A 16,495-nucleotide genomic window follows, 5' to 3' on the forward strand; every position below is an offset into this window, starting at 1 on the left:
CGGACGTGGTTCCCATGCTGTGTCCCGCACATCCGAAACGACATCACGTTCCAAGGCAGTTGTCGTCAAGGAAGGAAGACAATGCGCAAGAAACTCAAGGGCGGTCTGCTGGCCGCCGCCGTGGCCGGTGGGCTCGTGCTCGCGAGCGGGCCCGCCTCCGCGGACGTCGCCGCGTTCCACCCGTACTGGTTCGGCGGCGGCGCACACCCGCTGGCCGGGGAGATGCTGCTGCACCACGCTTCACCGTCCACTGTGGCCGCTGAGGACGACGAGGACGCCGAGGACGAGGACGGGCACCACCCGCACGGCCACGGTCACCACCACACCGGCCAGGCCGACTCGGACGCCACCGCGCTCGCCGTGGGCGGTCACGGCGCCCCGTCCGGTGAGGGCGGCGACGCCGAGAGCCAGAACATCGCCCTCTCCGGTCACTCCGGTGACTCCGGCGACTCCGGTGACACCGGCGACAACAGCGCGATCATCATGTGCGTGCAGGCCGACTGCGCGGCGGACGTGTCCTCCGGCGACTCGGGCGACACCGGCAGCGGTGACACCGGCGACGCCGTGAACCTCAGCGCCACCAACGGCGGCGACACGGGCAACGGCGGCAACGGCGGCGACGCCGGGGCCATCGCGGAGAGCGCGACCGCGACCGGGTCGGAGGACGACGACCACGGCTCGGCGAACGACTCGGACGCCACCGCGGTTGCCGTGGGCGGTCACGGCGCCCCGTCCGGTGAGGGCGGCGACGCCGAGAGCCAGAACATCGCCGTCTCGGGCAACTCCGGGCACTCCGGTGACTCCGGTGACACCGGCGACAACAGCGCGATCGTGATGTGCCACAAGGCGAACTGCATCGCCGACGTGAGCTCCGGCCACTCCGGCAACACCACCACCGGTGACACCGGCGACGCGGTCAACACGAGCGTCACGAACGGCGGCGACACCGGCCACGGCGGCAACGGCGGCGACGCCGGCGCATGGGCCACTTCTCTGAGCGAGCTGTACGAACTGGACCTCGACTGATGCCGTGACCGCCGGTGGGACGGACGGGATCGCCCCCTGTCCCGTCCGTCCCACCGGCGGTTCAGTCGAATGCGGGTCTTCGCCGTCCAGATGACCGGCAGGCACGGCAGCGCCGGCTCGGGCCCGTCCAGCGCTGCCGTTCCGGCCTGCGGTCTGCCGCTCAGCAGCTGATCCCGCACCGGCCGAGCAGCCGGTCCACCAGGTCGGGCAGCGGTTCGTCCGCGCCCTCCAGCCACAGCGCGACGCCGGTGCGCAGGACCGCGAAGAACGTCGCCGCCGTCAGCCGCGCCAGCTCCGGGTCGGGGCCGCGCGCCACCAGCACCTCCGTCAGGTCCCGTTCGACCGCCACCTGGTCGCCCGCCTGCCGCGCGAGCAGCGACGGGTGCCTGCGCAGCATCCGCAGCTGGGCCATCCACTCCAGGTCGGGCACGGGCCACGTGGCGTACAGCCGGGCCGTCGCCGCGCGCAGGGCCGGCCACGGCTCCTCCTCCGCCGGCCGTGCCGCGACCAGGGCGACCAGTGCCCTGGTCCGTTCGCGCTCGGCCTCCAGGACGGCGTCTTCCTTGCCGGCGAAGTAGTTCGAGAAGGTGCGCCGGGAGACCCCCGCCGCGTCCGCGATGTCCTCGACCGTCACACCGTCCAGACCGCGCTCCATGGCCAGCCGCAACGCCGCCGCGGCCAGCGACCGCCTCGTCACCGCCTTCTTCTGCGCGCGGAGCGTGGTGAGGGTCTCCATGCACCCAGACTAGCCGTGGAGTAAGTTGCCCATTGTGCAAATTTGCACGACGCGCAAGAATTGAGGGGACGAAGGGACTCGGGGTGAAGACGCAAGAGAGCGGCGCGATGGGGCACCGGCAGGTGCTCGAGTCGTTGTCCGGACTGCTGCTCGCGCTGTTCGTGGCCATGGTCAGCTCCACGGTGGTGTCCACCGCGCTGCCGCGGATCATCGGCTCGCTGAACGGCACGCAGACCCAGTACACGTGGGTGGTCACCGCCACCCTGCTCACCGCGACGGCCACGACCCCGGTCTGGGGCAAGCTCGCTGACCTGTTCAACAAGAAGACGCTGGTCCAGGCCGCGATCGTGATCTTCGTGATCGGGTCGCTGCTGTCCGGCTTCGCGCAGGACACCGGTCAGCTGATCGCCGCCCGCGCGTTCCAGGGCCTCGGCGTCGGTGGTCTGCAGGCGCTGGTCCAGGTCGTGATCGCCGCGATCATCCCGCCCCGCGAGCGCGGCCGGTACAACGGCTACCTCGGCGCGGTCATGGCGGTCGCCACGGTCGGCGGCCCGCTGCTCGGCGGCCTGATCGTGGACGTGTCGTGGCTGGGCTGGCGCTGGTGCTTCTGGGTGGCCGTGCCGATCGCCGCGCTCGCGTTCGTCGTGCTGCAGGCCACGCTGAAGCTGGAGACCGTGCGCAGGCAGAACGTGAAGATCGACTACCTCGGCGCCGCCCTGATCGCCGCCGGTGTCAGCGTGCTGCTGATCTGGGTGTCGTTCGTCGGCAACTCGTTCGACTGGCTGTCCTGGCAGACCGCGGCGATGGTGGGCGGCGGGCTGGTGCTGCTCGGTGCCGCCGTGGCCGTGGAACTGCGCGTGCCCGAACCCGTGGTACCGCTGCACATCGTCACCCAGCGCACCCCGGCGCTGGCGATCATCGCGAGCCTCGCGGTCGGCATGGCGATGTTCGGCGGCGCGGTGTTCCTCGGCCAGTACTTCCAGATCGGCCGCGGCTACTCCCCCACGGAGGCCGGCCTGCTGACCATCCCGATGATGGCGGGCGTGCTCGTCTCCTCGACCGTCTCCGGCCGCATGATCAGCCGATCCGGCAAGGTCAAGCCGTACATCGTGTCCGGCACGGTCATCCTGGTGCTCGGCTTCCTGGGCCTCGGGTTCGTCGACCACGCGACCGCGCTGTGGATCGTCGGCACCGCGATGGCCGTGGTCGGCATCGGTGTCGGCATGACCATGCAGAACCTCGTGCTGGCGGTGCAGAACACCGTGCCGCTGCGGGAGCTGGGCGCCGCGAGCGCCACGGTCACGTTCTTCCGCTCGCTGGGCGGCACGATCGGCGTGTCCGTGCTGGGCGCCGTGCTGGCCAACCGGGTCACCGCCGACCTGTCCGCCGCGCTGCACGTGCCCGCGGGCCAGTCGACCGGCGAGACCAGCGCCCTGAACCTGCAGGCGCTGCCGCCGCAGGTGCAGACCGTCGTGCACACCGTGTACGGCGACGCGACCGCCCACATCTTCCTGATCTCCGCGGCCGTGGCCGTGGTCGGTGTGGTCGCGGCGCTGCTGCTGAAGCCGATCACCTTGCGCACGACCATCGACCTCGAGAAGAAGGACGCCGACACCGCTGTCGTGAGGTGACATCGTGGACCGTTCGCTCAACACCTTCGAAGCCACCAAGGACGACTTCGGCCCCCGCCCGGTGCCGTCCGCGCGGACCATCCTCGTCGGCGTGGACGGCTCCGACACGGCCATGCGGGCCGCCGCCTTCGCCTTCGGCTCGGCCCGCCGCCAGTGCGCCCGCCTGGTCGTCACGTTCGTCGCCTGCCACTCGACGCTGGCCTCGCTGAGCCCTGGCGCGGCATCGGTGTTCGAACACGAGGCCACGGCCGGCCTGTACGCCGAACTGCGCGGCCAGGTGCGGGCGGCCGCCGAGGAGCTGGACGTGCCGGTGACGTTCGTGAAGACCTTCGGCGACCCGTTCACCACCCTGCGCGACTGCGCCGACCGCTGCCAGGCGGACATGGTGGTGGTCGGCGCCTCGCAGCAGGCGGGACACCGCTTCGCGGGCTCGGTGGCGACCAGGCTGATCCGCACGGGCCACTGGCCGGTGCTGGTCGTGCCGTGAGTTTTTGTCGGTGCTCGTCGCTACGGTCATCCCATGCCCCACGTCACGTTGCGAGAGATCGAAGAGTCCGACCTGGACGCGCTGTTCGAGCTGATGCGCGATCCCGAGTCGGTGCGCATGGCCGCTTTCGTCGCCGACGACCCGGACGACCGCACGGCCTTCGACGCGCACTGGCAGCGCATCCTGGCGCGCCCCGACGTCACGAACCGCGCCGTGCTGGCCGACGGCCGGTTCGCGGGCACCGTCGCGAGCTTCGTGCTGGAGGGCGACACCGAGGTCACGTACTGGATCGACCGCAGCCTGTGGGGGCAGGGCGTGGCCAGCCGTGCGTTAACGCTGCTGCTGGAGCTCGTGCCCGTCCGGCCGGTGTACGGGCGGGCGGCGAGCGACAACGCCGGGTCGAGGCGGGTGCTGGAGAAGGTGGGCTTCGAGGTGGTGGGGACCGACGTCGAGTACGCCACCGGGCGGCGTGAGGAGGTGGAGGAGACGATCATGCGGCTGGGCTGAGCCCGGTCGGCTTTGGTCTGCGCGGTCGCGCTGGCCAAGCGGCCTGTGTTGCCCTGCGGGCTCATGGTGTCCGCCGGACCCGCGCCGCCTCGCCGATCCGACGCGCGTCGGATCGTGGGCTCACGTTGCCTAGTTGGCACGCGCCGACCCGCGCCGTCCAGCGAACCTGCGTCGCCCCCGACCCGCGCTGCCCAGCCGACCCGCGCTGCCCAATCGATCGCGACGCCCGCTGGCATGCGCCGCCCAACCGATCCGCCGTCCGGCTGCCCTGCCCAGCTGGCACGCGCCGCCAGATCAACCTGCGCTGCCAGGCGGCTTGCGCTGGCCTGCGCTCCCTGGCGGACCCGCGCTGCCCAGACCAGCCCGTCTCCCTCAGCCGACCCGCACCGCCCAGCCCACCGCATCGCCCACCCCACACCACCCAACTCGCCCGCGCAGCCAACCACCCCACGTCGGCCCCAACCACTCTCCCACCCCACCCACTCGTGCTAACGATAATCATTGTCATGTACGCTGCCACCCATGGCAGCAAGGGTCGTATTGGTAGCCGGGTTCACGCAGCACGACGTGGCGGACGAGGTGTGGCGGGCGTCGCCGGACTCGGTGCTGGTCCGGCACGACCTCAGCCGCCTGGCCGACGGGGTGGTGCGCAGGTGGGTCGACGGCCGGTTGACGGTGCTGGAGCTGGCGCACGGGTGCGTGTCGTGCACGTTGCGGCTGGACCTGGTCCCGTTGCTGGAGGGGCTCGACGCCCGTGTGGTCGTGCACCTCGACCCGGCGTTGGAGCCGGAGGCGGTGTGCTTCGCGCTCAGCGCGACCGAGGTCGAGGTGGAGGCGGTGCTCACCGTCGTCGACCCGGCGCGGTGGCTGGCCGACGCCACCGGTGGTGACACGCTGGCCGAGCGCGGCATGGGTGCGGCGGCGGAGGACGAGCGGACGGTGGCGCAGGTCGTCGTCGGGCAGGCGGAGTTCGCCGACGCGCTGGTGCTCACCGCGGCACCAGACCCGGCGACGGCGGCGGTGCTGGAGCGGCTCAACCCGTTGGCGCCGCGGCAGCAGCTCGACGGGATTGACGTGCCGGCGTTGCTCGCCGCCATTCCCGCGACGGCGCGGCGGGGTGGGTTCGACGACGGGTTCGGGTCGTTGCTCTACGGGGCGCCGCCGCTGCACGCCGCGCACGGGGTGTCGGTGGTGTGCTTCAGCGAGGCGCGGCCGTTCCACCCGATGCGGTTGCACAAGGCGGTGGACGTGCTGCTCGACGGGGTGGTGCGCACGCGCGGGCGGGTGTGGGTGGTGAGCCAGCCCGACGAGGCGCTGTGGCTGGAGTCGGCCGGTGGCGGGTTGCGGGTGGGGAACCTCGGGGCCTGGCCGCGGGACAGGGGTCAGGAACTCGTCGTGATCACCACGAAGGACTCGGCGCGGATCACCGCCGCGCTGACGGCCGCGGTGGTCACGGACGAGGAGCTCGCGCTGGCGGACGAGCTCGACTTCGTGGACCCGTTCGGCGAGTGGCACGAGGAGGCGGAGCTTCTGATGCGCACGCCCGTGACGGTGCTGTCGGGGTTCCTCGGCGCCGGCAAGACGACGTTGCTCAACCACGTGCTCGCCAACCGCGAGCAGCGCAGGGTGGCGGTGGTGGTCAACGACATGAGCGAGGTCAACGTCGACGCCGCGCTCGTGGCCGGGCAGGGGACGCTCGACCGCACCACCGAACGGCTGGTGGAGCTGACGAACGGCTGCATCTGCTGCACGCTGCGGGAGGACCTGCTGGAGAGCGTGGGCGAGCTGGCGCGGTCGGGGCGGTTCGACTCGATCCTCATCGAGTCGACCGGCATCTCCGAGCCGATGCCGGTGGCCGCCACGTTCGAGTGGACCTTCGAGGACGGCACCAGCCTGTCCGACCACGCCCGCCTCGACACGATGGTGACGCTGGTCGACGCGGCCGGGTTCCTGCGTGAGCTCAAGGCGGGTGACCGGCTCGACGAACGCGACCTGGCCGCCGCGGAGGAGGACGAGCGCACGATCTCGGACCTGCTCGTGGACCAGGTGGAGTTCGCCGACCTGATCGTCGTCAACAAGACGGACCTGGTCGGCGCCGAAGAGCTCGCGACGGTGAACGCGCTGCTCAAGCGGCTCAACCCGGTCGCACGGCTGCTGCACACCCAGCGCGGCGTCATCGACCTGGCCGAGGTGTTCGACACCGGCCGCTACGATCCGGTCACCGCGGCCCGGTCCCCCGGCTGGGCGCAGGAGCTCGCGGGCACCCACACGCCGGAGACCGAGGAGTACGGCATCCGGTCGGTCACCTACCGCGCCGACCGGCCGTTCCACCCCGGCCGGTTGCTGGCCGCGCTGGCGGACTGGCGGACACCGCTGCGCAGCAAGGGTTTCTGCCACATCGCCACCCGGCGGGACGTGCTCGCGGTGTGGTCGCAGGCCGGTCCCAACCTCACGTTCGAACCCGGCCAGCTGCTCACCGGTGACGAGCGGCCGCGGCAGGAGCTGGTGTTCATCGGTGTCGGCCTCGACCCCGACGAGCCGCGCCGCCTCCTCGACCCCGCCCTGCTGACCGACGCCGAGCTGGCGGACCCGGCCGGCTGGGCCGCGTTCGACGACCCGCTGCCGCCGTGGAGCGCCGAGGACCTCCACGCGCACTGACCGGTTCCACCGGTCTTCAAGCGCCGCTTGTTCGGATGTCCGCGCCGAGCAACGGGATGTGGGGGTAGGGACGATGGAGTTGAACAGACGCGGCGTCTTCGCACTGGGCGCCGCACTCGCCGCGGGCACGGGGGTCGCGGGCACCGGGGTCGCGAACGCGGAGGGCGCCGGGGCGAAGCACGCGGAACCGAACCTGCCCGGGTTCAAGCACAACTACGCGCGGGTGAACGGCGTCCGCCTGCACTACGTCACGGGTGGCAGCGGCGAGCCGCTTGTGCTGCTGCCGGGGTGGCCGCAGACGTGGTGGCTCTACCACAAGATCATGCCCGCGCTGGCCGCCCGGTACCGGGTGATCGCGGTGGACCTGCGCGGCATGGGCGGTTCGGACAAGCCGCAGTCCGGGTTCGACAAGAAGACGATGGCGACCGACATCCACGAGCTGGTGGGCGCGCTCGGGTACAGCAAGGTCAACGTCGTCGGCCACGACCTGGGCAGCATGGTGGCGTTCGCGTTCGCCGCGAACTTCCCCGCGGCCGTCGACAAGGTCGCGTTCATGGACGTGCTGCACCCGGACGAGAGCTTCTACCACATCCCGCTGCTCCCGCCGCCCGGCGGATTCAGCCTGTGGTGGTTCGCGTTCAACCAGGTGCAGGCCCTGCCGGAGCAGCTGCTCGCCGGCCGGTTCCGCCACCTCGCCGACTGGCTGTTCGCGAACACCGCGTTCACGCCGGCCGCGATCGACGAGCGGTCCCGCCAGATCTACGCGCGGTCTTACAACTCACCGGACGCGATCCGCGCGAGCAACGGCTGGTACCAGGCGTTCCACCAGGACATCGCCGACGGCAAGACCTACGCCAAGCTCGTCCCGCCGGTGCTGGGCCTCGCGTCCGTCTCGTCCTACGACCAGTTCCTGGGCGCGCTGCCGGCCGTGGCGAACGACTTCCAGGTCGTGCGGGTCGACGGCTCCGGCCACTGGCTCGCCGAGGAGCAGCCCGACTTCGTGGCACGGGCGCTCACCGAGTTCTTCGGCTGACCGCCCAGCGGCAGCGGGACGACCGCGGGCGCCGGGAGTGCGCCTGCCGGATCAGCCGGACCCGTTGTCCCGCAACCGGCGCAGCAGCAGCGCGAGGTGCAGCCGAAACCGCCCGCCCGCCGAGTCGACCTCGAACCCGAGCACCGTCTCGGCGCGGGCCAGCCGGACGGTCATGGTGCTGTGGTGGCGGTGCAGCACGGCGGCGGCCTTGCGCACCGATCCGGTGGCGCACAACGCGTCCAGTGCCGCGAGCGTGTCGGGCTGGACAGCGGCCAGCCGGTCGAGTGCGCGGACGTCGTCGAGCGCGGCGATGTCGTCCCGGTCGACCCGCTCGGCCACCAGCGCGAGGCCGCCGAGCCGGTCCCACCACACCACGGGTTCGCTGTCCGCGGTGAACCGCAACGCCTTCAGCGCGCCGTGCCACGACCGGGCCGCCTCGATCGCGGGCACCACCGGCCCGACGCCGACCCGCACCCCGGCGGCGCCTGGCAGCCCTGCAACGCCCGGTGCCCAGGCGGCATCCGGCACCTCGGCGGCATCCGGCACCCCGGCGGCATCCGGCACCTCGGCGGCATCCGGCACCTCGGCGGCGCCTAGCAGCCCGACGCCGACTCGCACCCCGGCGACGCCCGGCAATCCGACGGCATCCGGCACCCCGACGGCGCCTGACACCCCGACGGCACTCGGCAGCCCGACGGCACCCGGAAATCCAACGGCACCCGGCACCTCGGCTGCGTCCGGCACGTCCGTGCTCAGCACTGCCCGCACGCTGCCCAGCACCACCGACCGCCCCGGCAGGTCGCCGGTGGTGGCCAGCACCCGCAACCGGCTCGTGGCGGCGATGCCGAGCAGGTGCAGCGCCCGCGAGCGCTCCGCCGTGCCGGCGCCCTCCGAGAGCACCAGCTCCACCAGCGCGGGATCGCCCAGTTCGGGCAACGGCACGCTGGAGTGGTCCAGCAGCACGGCGGCGGCGATGGCGAACCGTTCGAGCAGCATGTCGTCCAACGGCGCGGGCGCGCCCTCGCGGGCCACCCACACGTCGGCGCCGCCCTCCAGTGCGCGGACCGCTGCACGTGCGGGAGCCGGTGCGGCCGTCACGCCGGTGCCGGGGGCGGCGCGCAGCACCAGGCCCTGGCCGGGGGCCCGCAGGCCGACCGGGCAGCCGGCCAGCTCGGCCGTGCTGTGCACCAGGGTGTCGAGGCCGGAGCGCTCGGTGATCAGGCGGTCGAAGAACCCGATCACCCGCACGGCGTTCTCGGCATCGGCGTCCAACCCGGACAGCCGCAGCAGCAGGCCCTTCATCCCGTCACGATAGCCCCGCGGGACGGCCGCACCGGGCGATCCGCCACCTGGCTGTCCCGGAGCGCCGATCCCCCGCCACGTGTCGGCTGCCGCCGGAGCCGGAACGGCTCCATGATCGGTGCATGAGCTACGCCATCGACCCGGAACTGCTGCCCTGGCTCGACATGCTGCCCGCACTGCGGTTCACCGACCACGAGGAGCTGCTGGCCGCCCGCGCCAGGCAGTCCGAGCTCCTCGCCGCCATGCCGACGTACGAACCGGTGAACGCGATCGACGTCCGCGACACCACCGTGCCGGGACCCGACGGCGCGCCGGACGTGCCGGTGCGGGTCTACTCACCGACCAGGGACGCGCAGCCCGTGCCCGGCCTGCTCTACATCCACGGCGGCGGGTTCATCGTCGGCGACCTCGACATGTTCCACTCCTCCGTGCTGCGCATGGTCGACGAGCTGGGCGTCGTGGTCGTGTCGGTGGACTACCGGCTGGCACCGGAGCACCCGTTCCCGGCACCGGTCGAGGACTGCTACGCGGCCCTGCGGTGGCTCTCGGCCAACGCGGCCGAGCTGGGCGTCGACCCCGGACGCATCGGCGTGGCCGGGGAGAGCGCGGGCGGCGGGCTGTCCGCCGGGGTCGCGCTGCTGGCCCGCGACCGCGGCGGGCCCGCGCTGTGCTTCCAGCTGCTCGGCATCCCCGAGCTGGACGACCGCCTCGACACCGAGTCCATGCGCGACTACGTGGACACGCCGCTGTGGAACCGGCCCAACGCGATCTTCAGCTGGGCCAGCTACCTCGGTGGTGCCGAGGAGGTCTCGCCCTACGCCGCGCCCGCCCGCGCCACCGACCTGTCCGGGTTGCCGCCCGCGTTCGTGACCGTCTGCCAGTTCGACCCGCTGCGCGACGAGGGCATCGAGTACGCCCGCCGGCTCGCGCACGCGGGGGTGCAGGCCGAGCTGCGCCTCTACCCCGGCACGTTCCACGGGTCGAGCCTCGTCGAGAGCGCGGAGGTCTCGCGGCGGATGTTCACCGACGAGCTGGACGCGCTGCGCCGGGGACTGCGGATCACGGGCTGACCGGGGGCCGGGCCAGGCACGCGGTCACGTGATCGACGCGCGTCACCCACTTAGGTAAGGGTGAGCTAACGTAGCGGCTCGTGAGCATCGTGGTGGAGCAACGCGGAGTCGACCCCGCACCGGGCGGTGGGGGCGCCGGTCCGCGACGGCGCAGGCTGCTGGGACTCGTCCTCCTGGTGGTCCTGCTCGCCGCCACCGCGGTGCTCTCCACGACGATCGGCGCACGGGCGCTCAGCCCGGCGCAGGTGTGGCAGGGGCTGTTCGGCGACCCCGGCACCGACCAGCGGCTCACCGAGATCGCGCTGATCATCCACACGTCGCGCATCCCGCGCACGGTCCTCGCGGTCGTGGCGGGGCTCGCGCTCGGGGTCGCCGGTGCGCTGATCCAGGGCCACACCCGCAACCCGATCGCCGACACCGGCCTGCTGGGCGTCAACTCCGGCGCGTCGTTCGCGGTGGTGCTCGCGGTCTACCTCTTCGGCCTGCAGAACCCGCTGCAGTACCTGTGGTTCGCGCTGGCCGGTGCCGCGGCGGCCGGTGTGGTCGTGTTCGGGCTGGCGAGCCTCGGCCGCGGCTCGGGCAACCCGCTGACGCTCGCGCTGGCCGGGCAGGGCGTCACGATCTTCCTCGCCGCGATGACGACGGCGGTGGCGTTGCAGGACAAGGCGTCGCTGGACGTGCTGCGGTTCTGGAACGCCGGTTCGGTGCAGGGCGTCGGCTGGAACGTCATCGCGGTCGCCGGGGCGTTCGTCGCCGCCGGGCTGGTGCTGGCGGTGGTGAACCTGCCGACGCTCAACCTGCTCAACCTCGGTGACGACGTGGCGCACGGGCTCGGCGTGAACATCGCGGCCGGGCGGACCGTCGGCGTACTGGCGATCACGTTGCTCGCCGGCGCGGCCACGGCGGCGTGCGGGCCGATTGCGTTCCTCGGGCTGATGGTCGCGCACATCGCGCGCTGGATCACCGGCCCCGACTACCGGTTCCTGGTTCCGTTCGCGGGGCTGCTCGGCGGGGTCCTGCTGCTGGTGGCGGACATCGCCGGCCGGCTGGTCGTGCGCCCGGCGGAACTGCAGGCGGGCATCGTCGTCGCGCTGCTCGGCGCCCCGTTCTTCGCGGTGCTGGTGTGGCTCGGGAAGTTCAGGCAGGCATGAGCACCTCCGCGGCCGACCCGGCCACCGAGAAGATGCCCGCGGGCCTGCGCCTGGGCGGCTGGTCCTGGGTCTGGCGGCCCTGGCTCGTGCTCGCCGCGGTGGTGCTCGCCGCGGCCACGTTCCTGCTGTTCTGCGTGTCCATCGCGGTCGGCGACTTCACCATCGACCTGCCCGCCGTGATCAGGACGATCTTCGGCCAGGGCGAGCGGGTCGACGAGTTCGTGGTCATGGACCTGCGCATGCCGCGGTCGCTCATCGGCCTGATCGTCGGCGTCGCGCTCGGCATCTCCGGTGCGCTCACCCAGTCGATCGCCCGCAACGCGCTCGCGAGCCCGGACGTCCTCGGCATCACCACGGGCGCCGGCGCGAGCGCGATCTTCGTGGTGACCACGTCGGGTGGCGCGGTGGTCGGCGGGTCGATCGGGCTGCCCGCGGCGGCGCTGGCCGGTGGCCTCGGCACCGGGCTGCTCGTCTACTTCCTCGCGTGGCGGAAGGGCATCGACGGGTTCCGGCTGATCCTGATCGGCGTCTCGGTGAGCGCGATGATGACGGCGCTGACGACGTGGCTGCTGGTGCTGGCCGACATCCGCGACGTCGCCCGCGCGCAGTCGTGGCTGGTCGGGTCGCTCGACTCGCGGTCGTGGGCCGAGGTGTGGACGACGCTGTGGATCACGGTCGCGCTGGTCGTGGTCGTGCTGGCGGTCTCGTTCCACCTGCGCCCCATGCACTTCGGTGACGACGTCGCCGCCGGCCTCGGCGTGCGGTACTCGCTCGTGCGGGCGGTGCTGCTGCTGTGCGCGGTCCTGCTCGCCGGAGTCGCGGTGTCGGCGGCCGGTCCGGTGCCGTTCGTCGCACTGGTCGCGCCGCAGATCACGATGCGGCTGCTGCGCACCCCGGTGCCGCCGCTGGTCGCGTCCGGGCTCTTCGGCGCGCTGCTGCTGATCGGTTCCGACCTGATCGCGCGGCAGGTGCTGCCCAACGACCTGCCCGTTGGCATCGTGACCGCGATGATCGGCGGTCCGTTCCTCGTCTACCTGCTGGTGCGCGCGAATGTGAAGCGGCCTGCCTGAGGTGAGCCTCAGTTAAGTAAGGTTGACCTATGACCGCGATGCGCAACGATGTCGCCCGGCTGGGCGCCCAGGGCGTCACGGTCGGGTACGCCGACCGGGTCGTGCTCGACGACCTGGACGTCGCCATCCCGACCGGGGTGATCACCACGGTGATCGGGCCGAACGGCTGCGGCAAGTCGACGCTGCTGCGGACGTTGTCCCGGCTGCTCAAACCGCGCCGGGGCACGGTGCTGCTGGACGGCGACGACATCGCGCGGCTGCGGACGAAGGACGTGGCGAAGCGGATGGGCCTGCTGCCGCAGACCCCGATCGCGCCGGAGGGCCTGACGGTCGCCGACCTGGTCGCGCGGGGCCGGCACCCGCACCAGAGCTGGGTGCGGCAGTGGTCGTCGGACGACGCGGAGATCGTGGCGAGGGCGCTGGCCATGACCGGTGTCTCCGACCTCGCGCACCGGCCGGTCGACTCGCTGTCGGGCGGGCAGCGGCAGCGGGTGTGGATCTCCATGACGCTGGCGCAGGGCACCGACCTGCTGCTGCTCGACGAGCCGACGACCTACCTGGACCTCGCGCACGCCATCGACGTGATCGACCTCGTCGACGACCTGCACGAGAACGGCTGCACGATCGTGATGGTGCTGCACGACCTGAACCTGGCCGTCCGCTACAGCGACAACCTGATCGTCATGAAGCAGGGGTCGATCGTCGCCCAGGGCCACCCGAGCCAGGTGATCACCAGCGAGCTGCTGCTGGACACGTTCGGCCTGCAGGCGAAGGTCATCGACGACCCCGTCTCGGAACGGCCGCTGATCGTGCCGATCGGCCGGACGCACGTGGTATCGAAGAGTGACCAAGGACTAGGTTAGCCTGCCCTAACTGGGTGATAAGGTTCGGCTGTCCTAAATTTCCCCCGCCGCGTGGGCAGCGAAGATCGAGGTGCCGAATGGGCTTCAACCGTCCGAGAACAGCCATGACCTGGAAGCGGCTGACCGCTGTGGCCGCCGCCGTGGTCGTCGGCGGCAGCGTGCTCGCCGGGTGCGGCTCTTCCCAGCCGGCGTCCACGCCCGAGGGTGGCAACGCGAGCGGTGGCACGTTCCCGACCAAGGTCGAGCACTTCTTCGGCACGACCGAGATCAAGGAGGCCCCGAAGCGGGTCGTCTCCCTCGGCTACACCGACGAGCAGACGATGCTCGCGCTCGGCACGGTCCCGGTCGGCATGGTCGACCAGTACCCGAACCCCGAGGGCACCAGCCCCGACGTCAACACCCAGTGGCCGTGGGTGAAGGACAAGTGGGGCTCGACCAAGCCCGAGGTCGTCATGAAGAACGGCGACACCGAGCCCAACTACGAGAAGATCGCGCAACTGCGCCCCGACCTGATCGTCGCGGTCTACTCCGAGGCCGACCAGGCCTGGTACGACAAGCTCAGCAAGATCGCCCCGACGGTCGGCCGCCCCAAGGGCGAGGCCGAGGCGTTCAGCGGCAAGTGGCAGGACACCACCCTGCAGATCGCCAAGGCGCTGGGCAAGCAGGCCGAGGGCGAGAAGATCATCAAGTCGGTCGACGACAAGTTCGCCGAGATCAAGAAGGCCAACCCGGACTGGGCGAACCAGACCGCGGTCGTCACCTCCTGGTACAAGGACGCCATTGCGCCGTTCGCCACGACCGACGTGCGCAGCCAGCTCGTGACCGGCATGGGCTTCAAGGGCAACACGAAGGTCGACGAGGTCGCGGGCGGCAAGTTCTTCACCACGCTGTCCCCCGAGCGCATCGACGTGATGAACGTCGACCGCATCTTCGTGATCGCCGACAAGGCCGACGCGGACAAGCTGAAGTCGTTCGAGCTCTTCGCGAACCTGCCCGCCGTCAAGGCTGGCAAGGTGTCGTGGCTGCTCGACAGCGAGGGCCCCGCGATCGGTGCCGCGATGTCGCAGGCCACGCTGGCCTCGCTGCCGTACGCGATCGACGAGATCGCCAAGTCCGCGAAGTCGTAGTACCCGCTCAACCCCTGCGAAAGGCCTCCGAACAGTGAGCACCACCGCGTCCGCGCCCGTGACCATCCTGCGCACGGCGACCGGACGGGAGGCCCTCCGCTGGGTGTACGACCACTGCCGCACCACCCCGCTGCTGCCGATCGCCACCGTGCTGGCGACGGTGGCCGGGGCGGTGCTGCAGGTGGTCCCGGTGTTCCTGCTGGGCACCGTCGTGGACGGCGTGCAGCAGGGCCGTGACCCGGCGGTGCTGTGGTCCATCGGCACCACCACGGTCCTGGCCGCGCTGGGCGGGGCCGTCATGACCTCCGTGTCGACCTACCTGGTCGGCCGGGTGGGCGCAGACCTGCTGGCACGCCTGCGGGAAGGCGCTGTCCGCGCGGTGCTGGGGATGCCGAGCGCGCGGATCGAACAGGTCGGCCGCGGTGACGTGCTGTCCCGCGTGGGCGACGACGTCGCCGTGATCTCCAAGGGTTTCCGCACCGCGATCCCGACGATCTTCTCCGCGACCGTGCTGGTCGTGATCGCCACGGCCGGCATGTTCGGCCTGGACTGGCGGCTCGGGCTCGCCGGTGCGATGGCACTGCCCGCCTACTGGTGGGCGTTGCGCTGGTACCTGCCGCGCTCGCAGCCGCTCTACCGCGCCCGGTCCGAGGCGCAGGCCGACCGCGCGCAGGCGTTGATCAGCGGCCTCGACGGCATCGACACCGTGCGGGCCTACCGGCTGGAGAGCGCGTTCCGGGACAAGGTGACCGCCGAGTCGTGGCGGGTGCGCAACATCGGCATCGACGTCTTCCGGTTCTTCGGCCGGTTCATCGGCCGCGAGAACCGCGCCGAGTTCATCGGCCTCGGCCTGATCATCGTGGTCGGCTACCTGCTGGTGGCGAACGGGCAGTCGACGCTGGGCCAGGTGTCGGTGGCCGCGCTGCTGTTCCACCGGTTGTTCAACCCGCTCGGGCTGATCATGGCGTTCTTCGACGAGGCGCAGAAGTCCGGCGCGGGGCTGACCCGGCTGGTCGGCGTGCTGTCGGAGTCCGACGGCGACCAGCTCGTGCGCAGCGCGGTGGCCGTGGACGCGAACGCGCGGCCGCTGCCCGTGTCGGTGCGCGGGCTTTCCTTCCGCTACCCCGAGTCCGACCACGTGGTGCTGCGGGACGTGGACCTGGAGATCCCCGCGGGCACGTCGCTGGCGCTCGTCGGCGCGACGGGTGCGGGCAAGACGACCCTGGCGGCCCTGGTCGCGGGCACCGGTACCCCGCTGACCGGGTCGGTGCACATCGGCGGGACCGACCTCGCGGACGTGGACGAGGCGGGCGCGCGGGCGTTGGTGAGCATCCTGACCCAGGAGGCGCACGTCTTCGCCGGCCCGCTCGCGGAGGACCTGCGGCTGGCCGCCCCCGACGCGACCGACGACGAGCTGATGGCCGCCCTGCGCACCGTCGGCGCCGCCGGGTGGGTGCAGGCGCTGCCCGACGGCCTGCGGACCGACGTCGGCGAGGGCGGCGAACGCCTCGACGTGACCAAGATCGCCCAGATCGCGCTGGCCCGCCTCGTGCTGGGCCGCTCCCCCGTCGTCGTGCTGGACGAGTCGACAGCGGAGGCGGGCAGCCAGGGTGCCGCACAGCTGGAGAAGGCGGCGCTGGCGGCCTGCCGGGGCCGGACGACGCTGCTCGTGGCGCACCGGCTCACCCAGGCCGTCGCCGCGGACCGGATCGCGGTGCTCGACGCGGGCCGCGTGGTGGAGCTGGGCACCCACGACGAGCTGGTCGCGCGTGACGGGCGTTACGCCCGGCTTTGGGCCGCTTGGCGACTCGGCTCCGCGACCACTTAGGTTAGG

14 protein-coding genes and 1 pseudogene are annotated in these 16,495 nt (G+C 72.0%); 13 read left to right on the forward strand and 2 right to left on the reverse strand.

The window, feature by feature from the left end; all coding sequences use genetic code 11:
- Positions 1-81 precede the first annotated feature (81 nt).
- Positions 82-1,026 (forward strand): hypothetical protein, encoded by a 945-nt coding sequence (locus ACVDFE_RS29440; protein ID WP_360384586.1) that lies wholly within the window; start codon positions 82-84, stop codon positions 1,024-1,026.
- A 160-nt stretch (positions 1,027-1,186) separates the two neighbouring features.
- On the opposite strand, the gene ACVDFE_RS29445 is transcribed toward ACVDFE_RS29440, so the two are convergent.
- Complete coding sequence (locus tag ACVDFE_RS29445) at positions 1,187-1,762, reverse strand: TetR/AcrR family transcriptional regulator (protein WP_458432704.1); 576 nt, start codon at positions 1,760-1,762, stop codon at positions 1,187-1,189.
- A gap of 107 nt (positions 1,763-1,869) precedes the next feature.
- On the opposite strand from ACVDFE_RS29445, the gene ACVDFE_RS29450 reads away from it, so the two are divergent.
- From ACVDFE_RS29450 to ACVDFE_RS29475, 6 genes and pseudogenes are all read left to right on the forward strand, one after another.
- Complete coding sequence (locus ACVDFE_RS29450) at positions 1,870-3,393, forward strand: MDR family MFS transporter (protein WP_360384984.1); 1,524 nt, start codon at positions 1,870-1,872, stop codon at positions 3,391-3,393.
- 4 nt (positions 3,394-3,397) lie between these two features.
- A complete protein-coding gene (locus ACVDFE_RS29455) occupies positions 3,398-3,880 on the forward strand; it encodes a universal stress protein (RefSeq protein ID WP_360384590.1) in 483 nt (160 codons plus the stop codon).
- A 33-nt stretch (positions 3,881-3,913) separates the two neighbouring features.
- Positions 3,914-4,387 (forward strand): GNAT family N-acetyltransferase, encoded by a 474-nt coding sequence (locus tag ACVDFE_RS29460; RefSeq protein WP_458432705.1) that lies wholly within the window; start codon positions 3,914-3,916, stop codon positions 4,385-4,387.
- 522 nt (positions 4,388-4,909) lie between these two features.
- A pseudogene (locus tag ACVDFE_RS29465) lies at positions 4,910-5,821 on the forward strand (CobW family GTP-binding protein); the annotation flags it as partial.
- Positions 5,822-5,920: 99 nt separating this feature from the next.
- On the forward strand, positions 5,921-7,045 hold the full coding sequence (locus ACVDFE_RS29470) for a GTP-binding protein (RefSeq protein WP_458434418.1): 1,125 nt from the start codon (positions 5,921-5,923) through the stop codon (positions 7,043-7,045).
- 73 nt (positions 7,046-7,118) lie between these two features.
- A complete protein-coding gene (locus ACVDFE_RS29475; RefSeq protein WP_458432707.1) occupies positions 7,119-8,078 on the forward strand; it encodes an alpha/beta fold hydrolase in 960 nt (319 codons plus the stop codon).
- A 51-nt stretch (positions 8,079-8,129) separates the two neighbouring features.
- Here the strand turns inward: ACVDFE_RS29475 and ACVDFE_RS29480 are convergent, their stop codons facing one another.
- Entirely contained in the window at positions 8,130-9,380 is a 1,251-nt protein-coding gene (locus ACVDFE_RS29480) for a helix-turn-helix domain-containing protein (RefSeq protein WP_458432709.1), read from the reverse strand.
- Between the two features lie 122 nt (positions 9,381-9,502).
- On the opposite strand from ACVDFE_RS29480, the gene ACVDFE_RS29485 reads away from it, so the two are divergent.
- The 6 genes from ACVDFE_RS29485 to ACVDFE_RS29510 all read left to right on the forward strand — a co-directional run bounded on the left by ACVDFE_RS29485 (position 9,503) and on the right by ACVDFE_RS29510 (position 16,489).
- Positions 9,503-10,450 carry an alpha/beta hydrolase gene (locus ACVDFE_RS29485; protein WP_458432710.1) on the forward strand — a complete coding sequence of 316 codons (948 nt, stop codon included), beginning with the start codon at positions 9,503-9,505 and terminating at the stop codon, positions 10,448-10,450.
- An 80-nt stretch (positions 10,451-10,530) separates the two neighbouring features.
- On the forward strand, positions 10,531-11,601 hold the full coding sequence (locus ACVDFE_RS29490; RefSeq protein ID WP_458432711.1) for a FecCD family ABC transporter permease: 1,071 nt from the start codon (positions 10,531-10,533) through the stop codon (positions 11,599-11,601).
- Entirely contained in the window at positions 11,598-12,671 is a 1,074-nt protein-coding gene (locus ACVDFE_RS29495) for a FecCD family ABC transporter permease (RefSeq protein ID WP_458432712.1), read from the forward strand. The genes ACVDFE_RS29490 and ACVDFE_RS29495 overlap by 4 nt, the downstream gene beginning before the upstream one ends.
- A gap of 29 nt (positions 12,672-12,700) precedes the next feature.
- Complete coding sequence (locus ACVDFE_RS29500; protein WP_360384608.1) at positions 12,701-13,534, forward strand: ABC transporter ATP-binding protein; 834 nt, start codon at positions 12,701-12,703, stop codon at positions 13,532-13,534.
- Positions 13,535-13,638: 104 nt separating this feature from the next.
- Positions 13,639-14,661 carry an iron-siderophore ABC transporter substrate-binding protein gene (locus ACVDFE_RS29505; protein ID WP_458432713.1) on the forward strand — a complete coding sequence of 341 codons (1,023 nt, stop codon included), beginning with the start codon at positions 13,639-13,641 and terminating at the stop codon, positions 14,659-14,661.
- A gap of 34 nt (positions 14,662-14,695) precedes the next feature.
- Positions 14,696-16,489: an ABC transporter ATP-binding protein gene (locus ACVDFE_RS29510; protein ID WP_360384612.1), complete on the forward strand. Its 1,794-nt coding sequence runs from the start codon at positions 14,696-14,698 to the stop codon at positions 16,487-16,489.
- Positions 16,490-16,495 lie beyond the last annotated feature (6 nt).

The sequence above is a fragment of the Lentzea chajnantorensis genome, assembly GCF_054300775.1.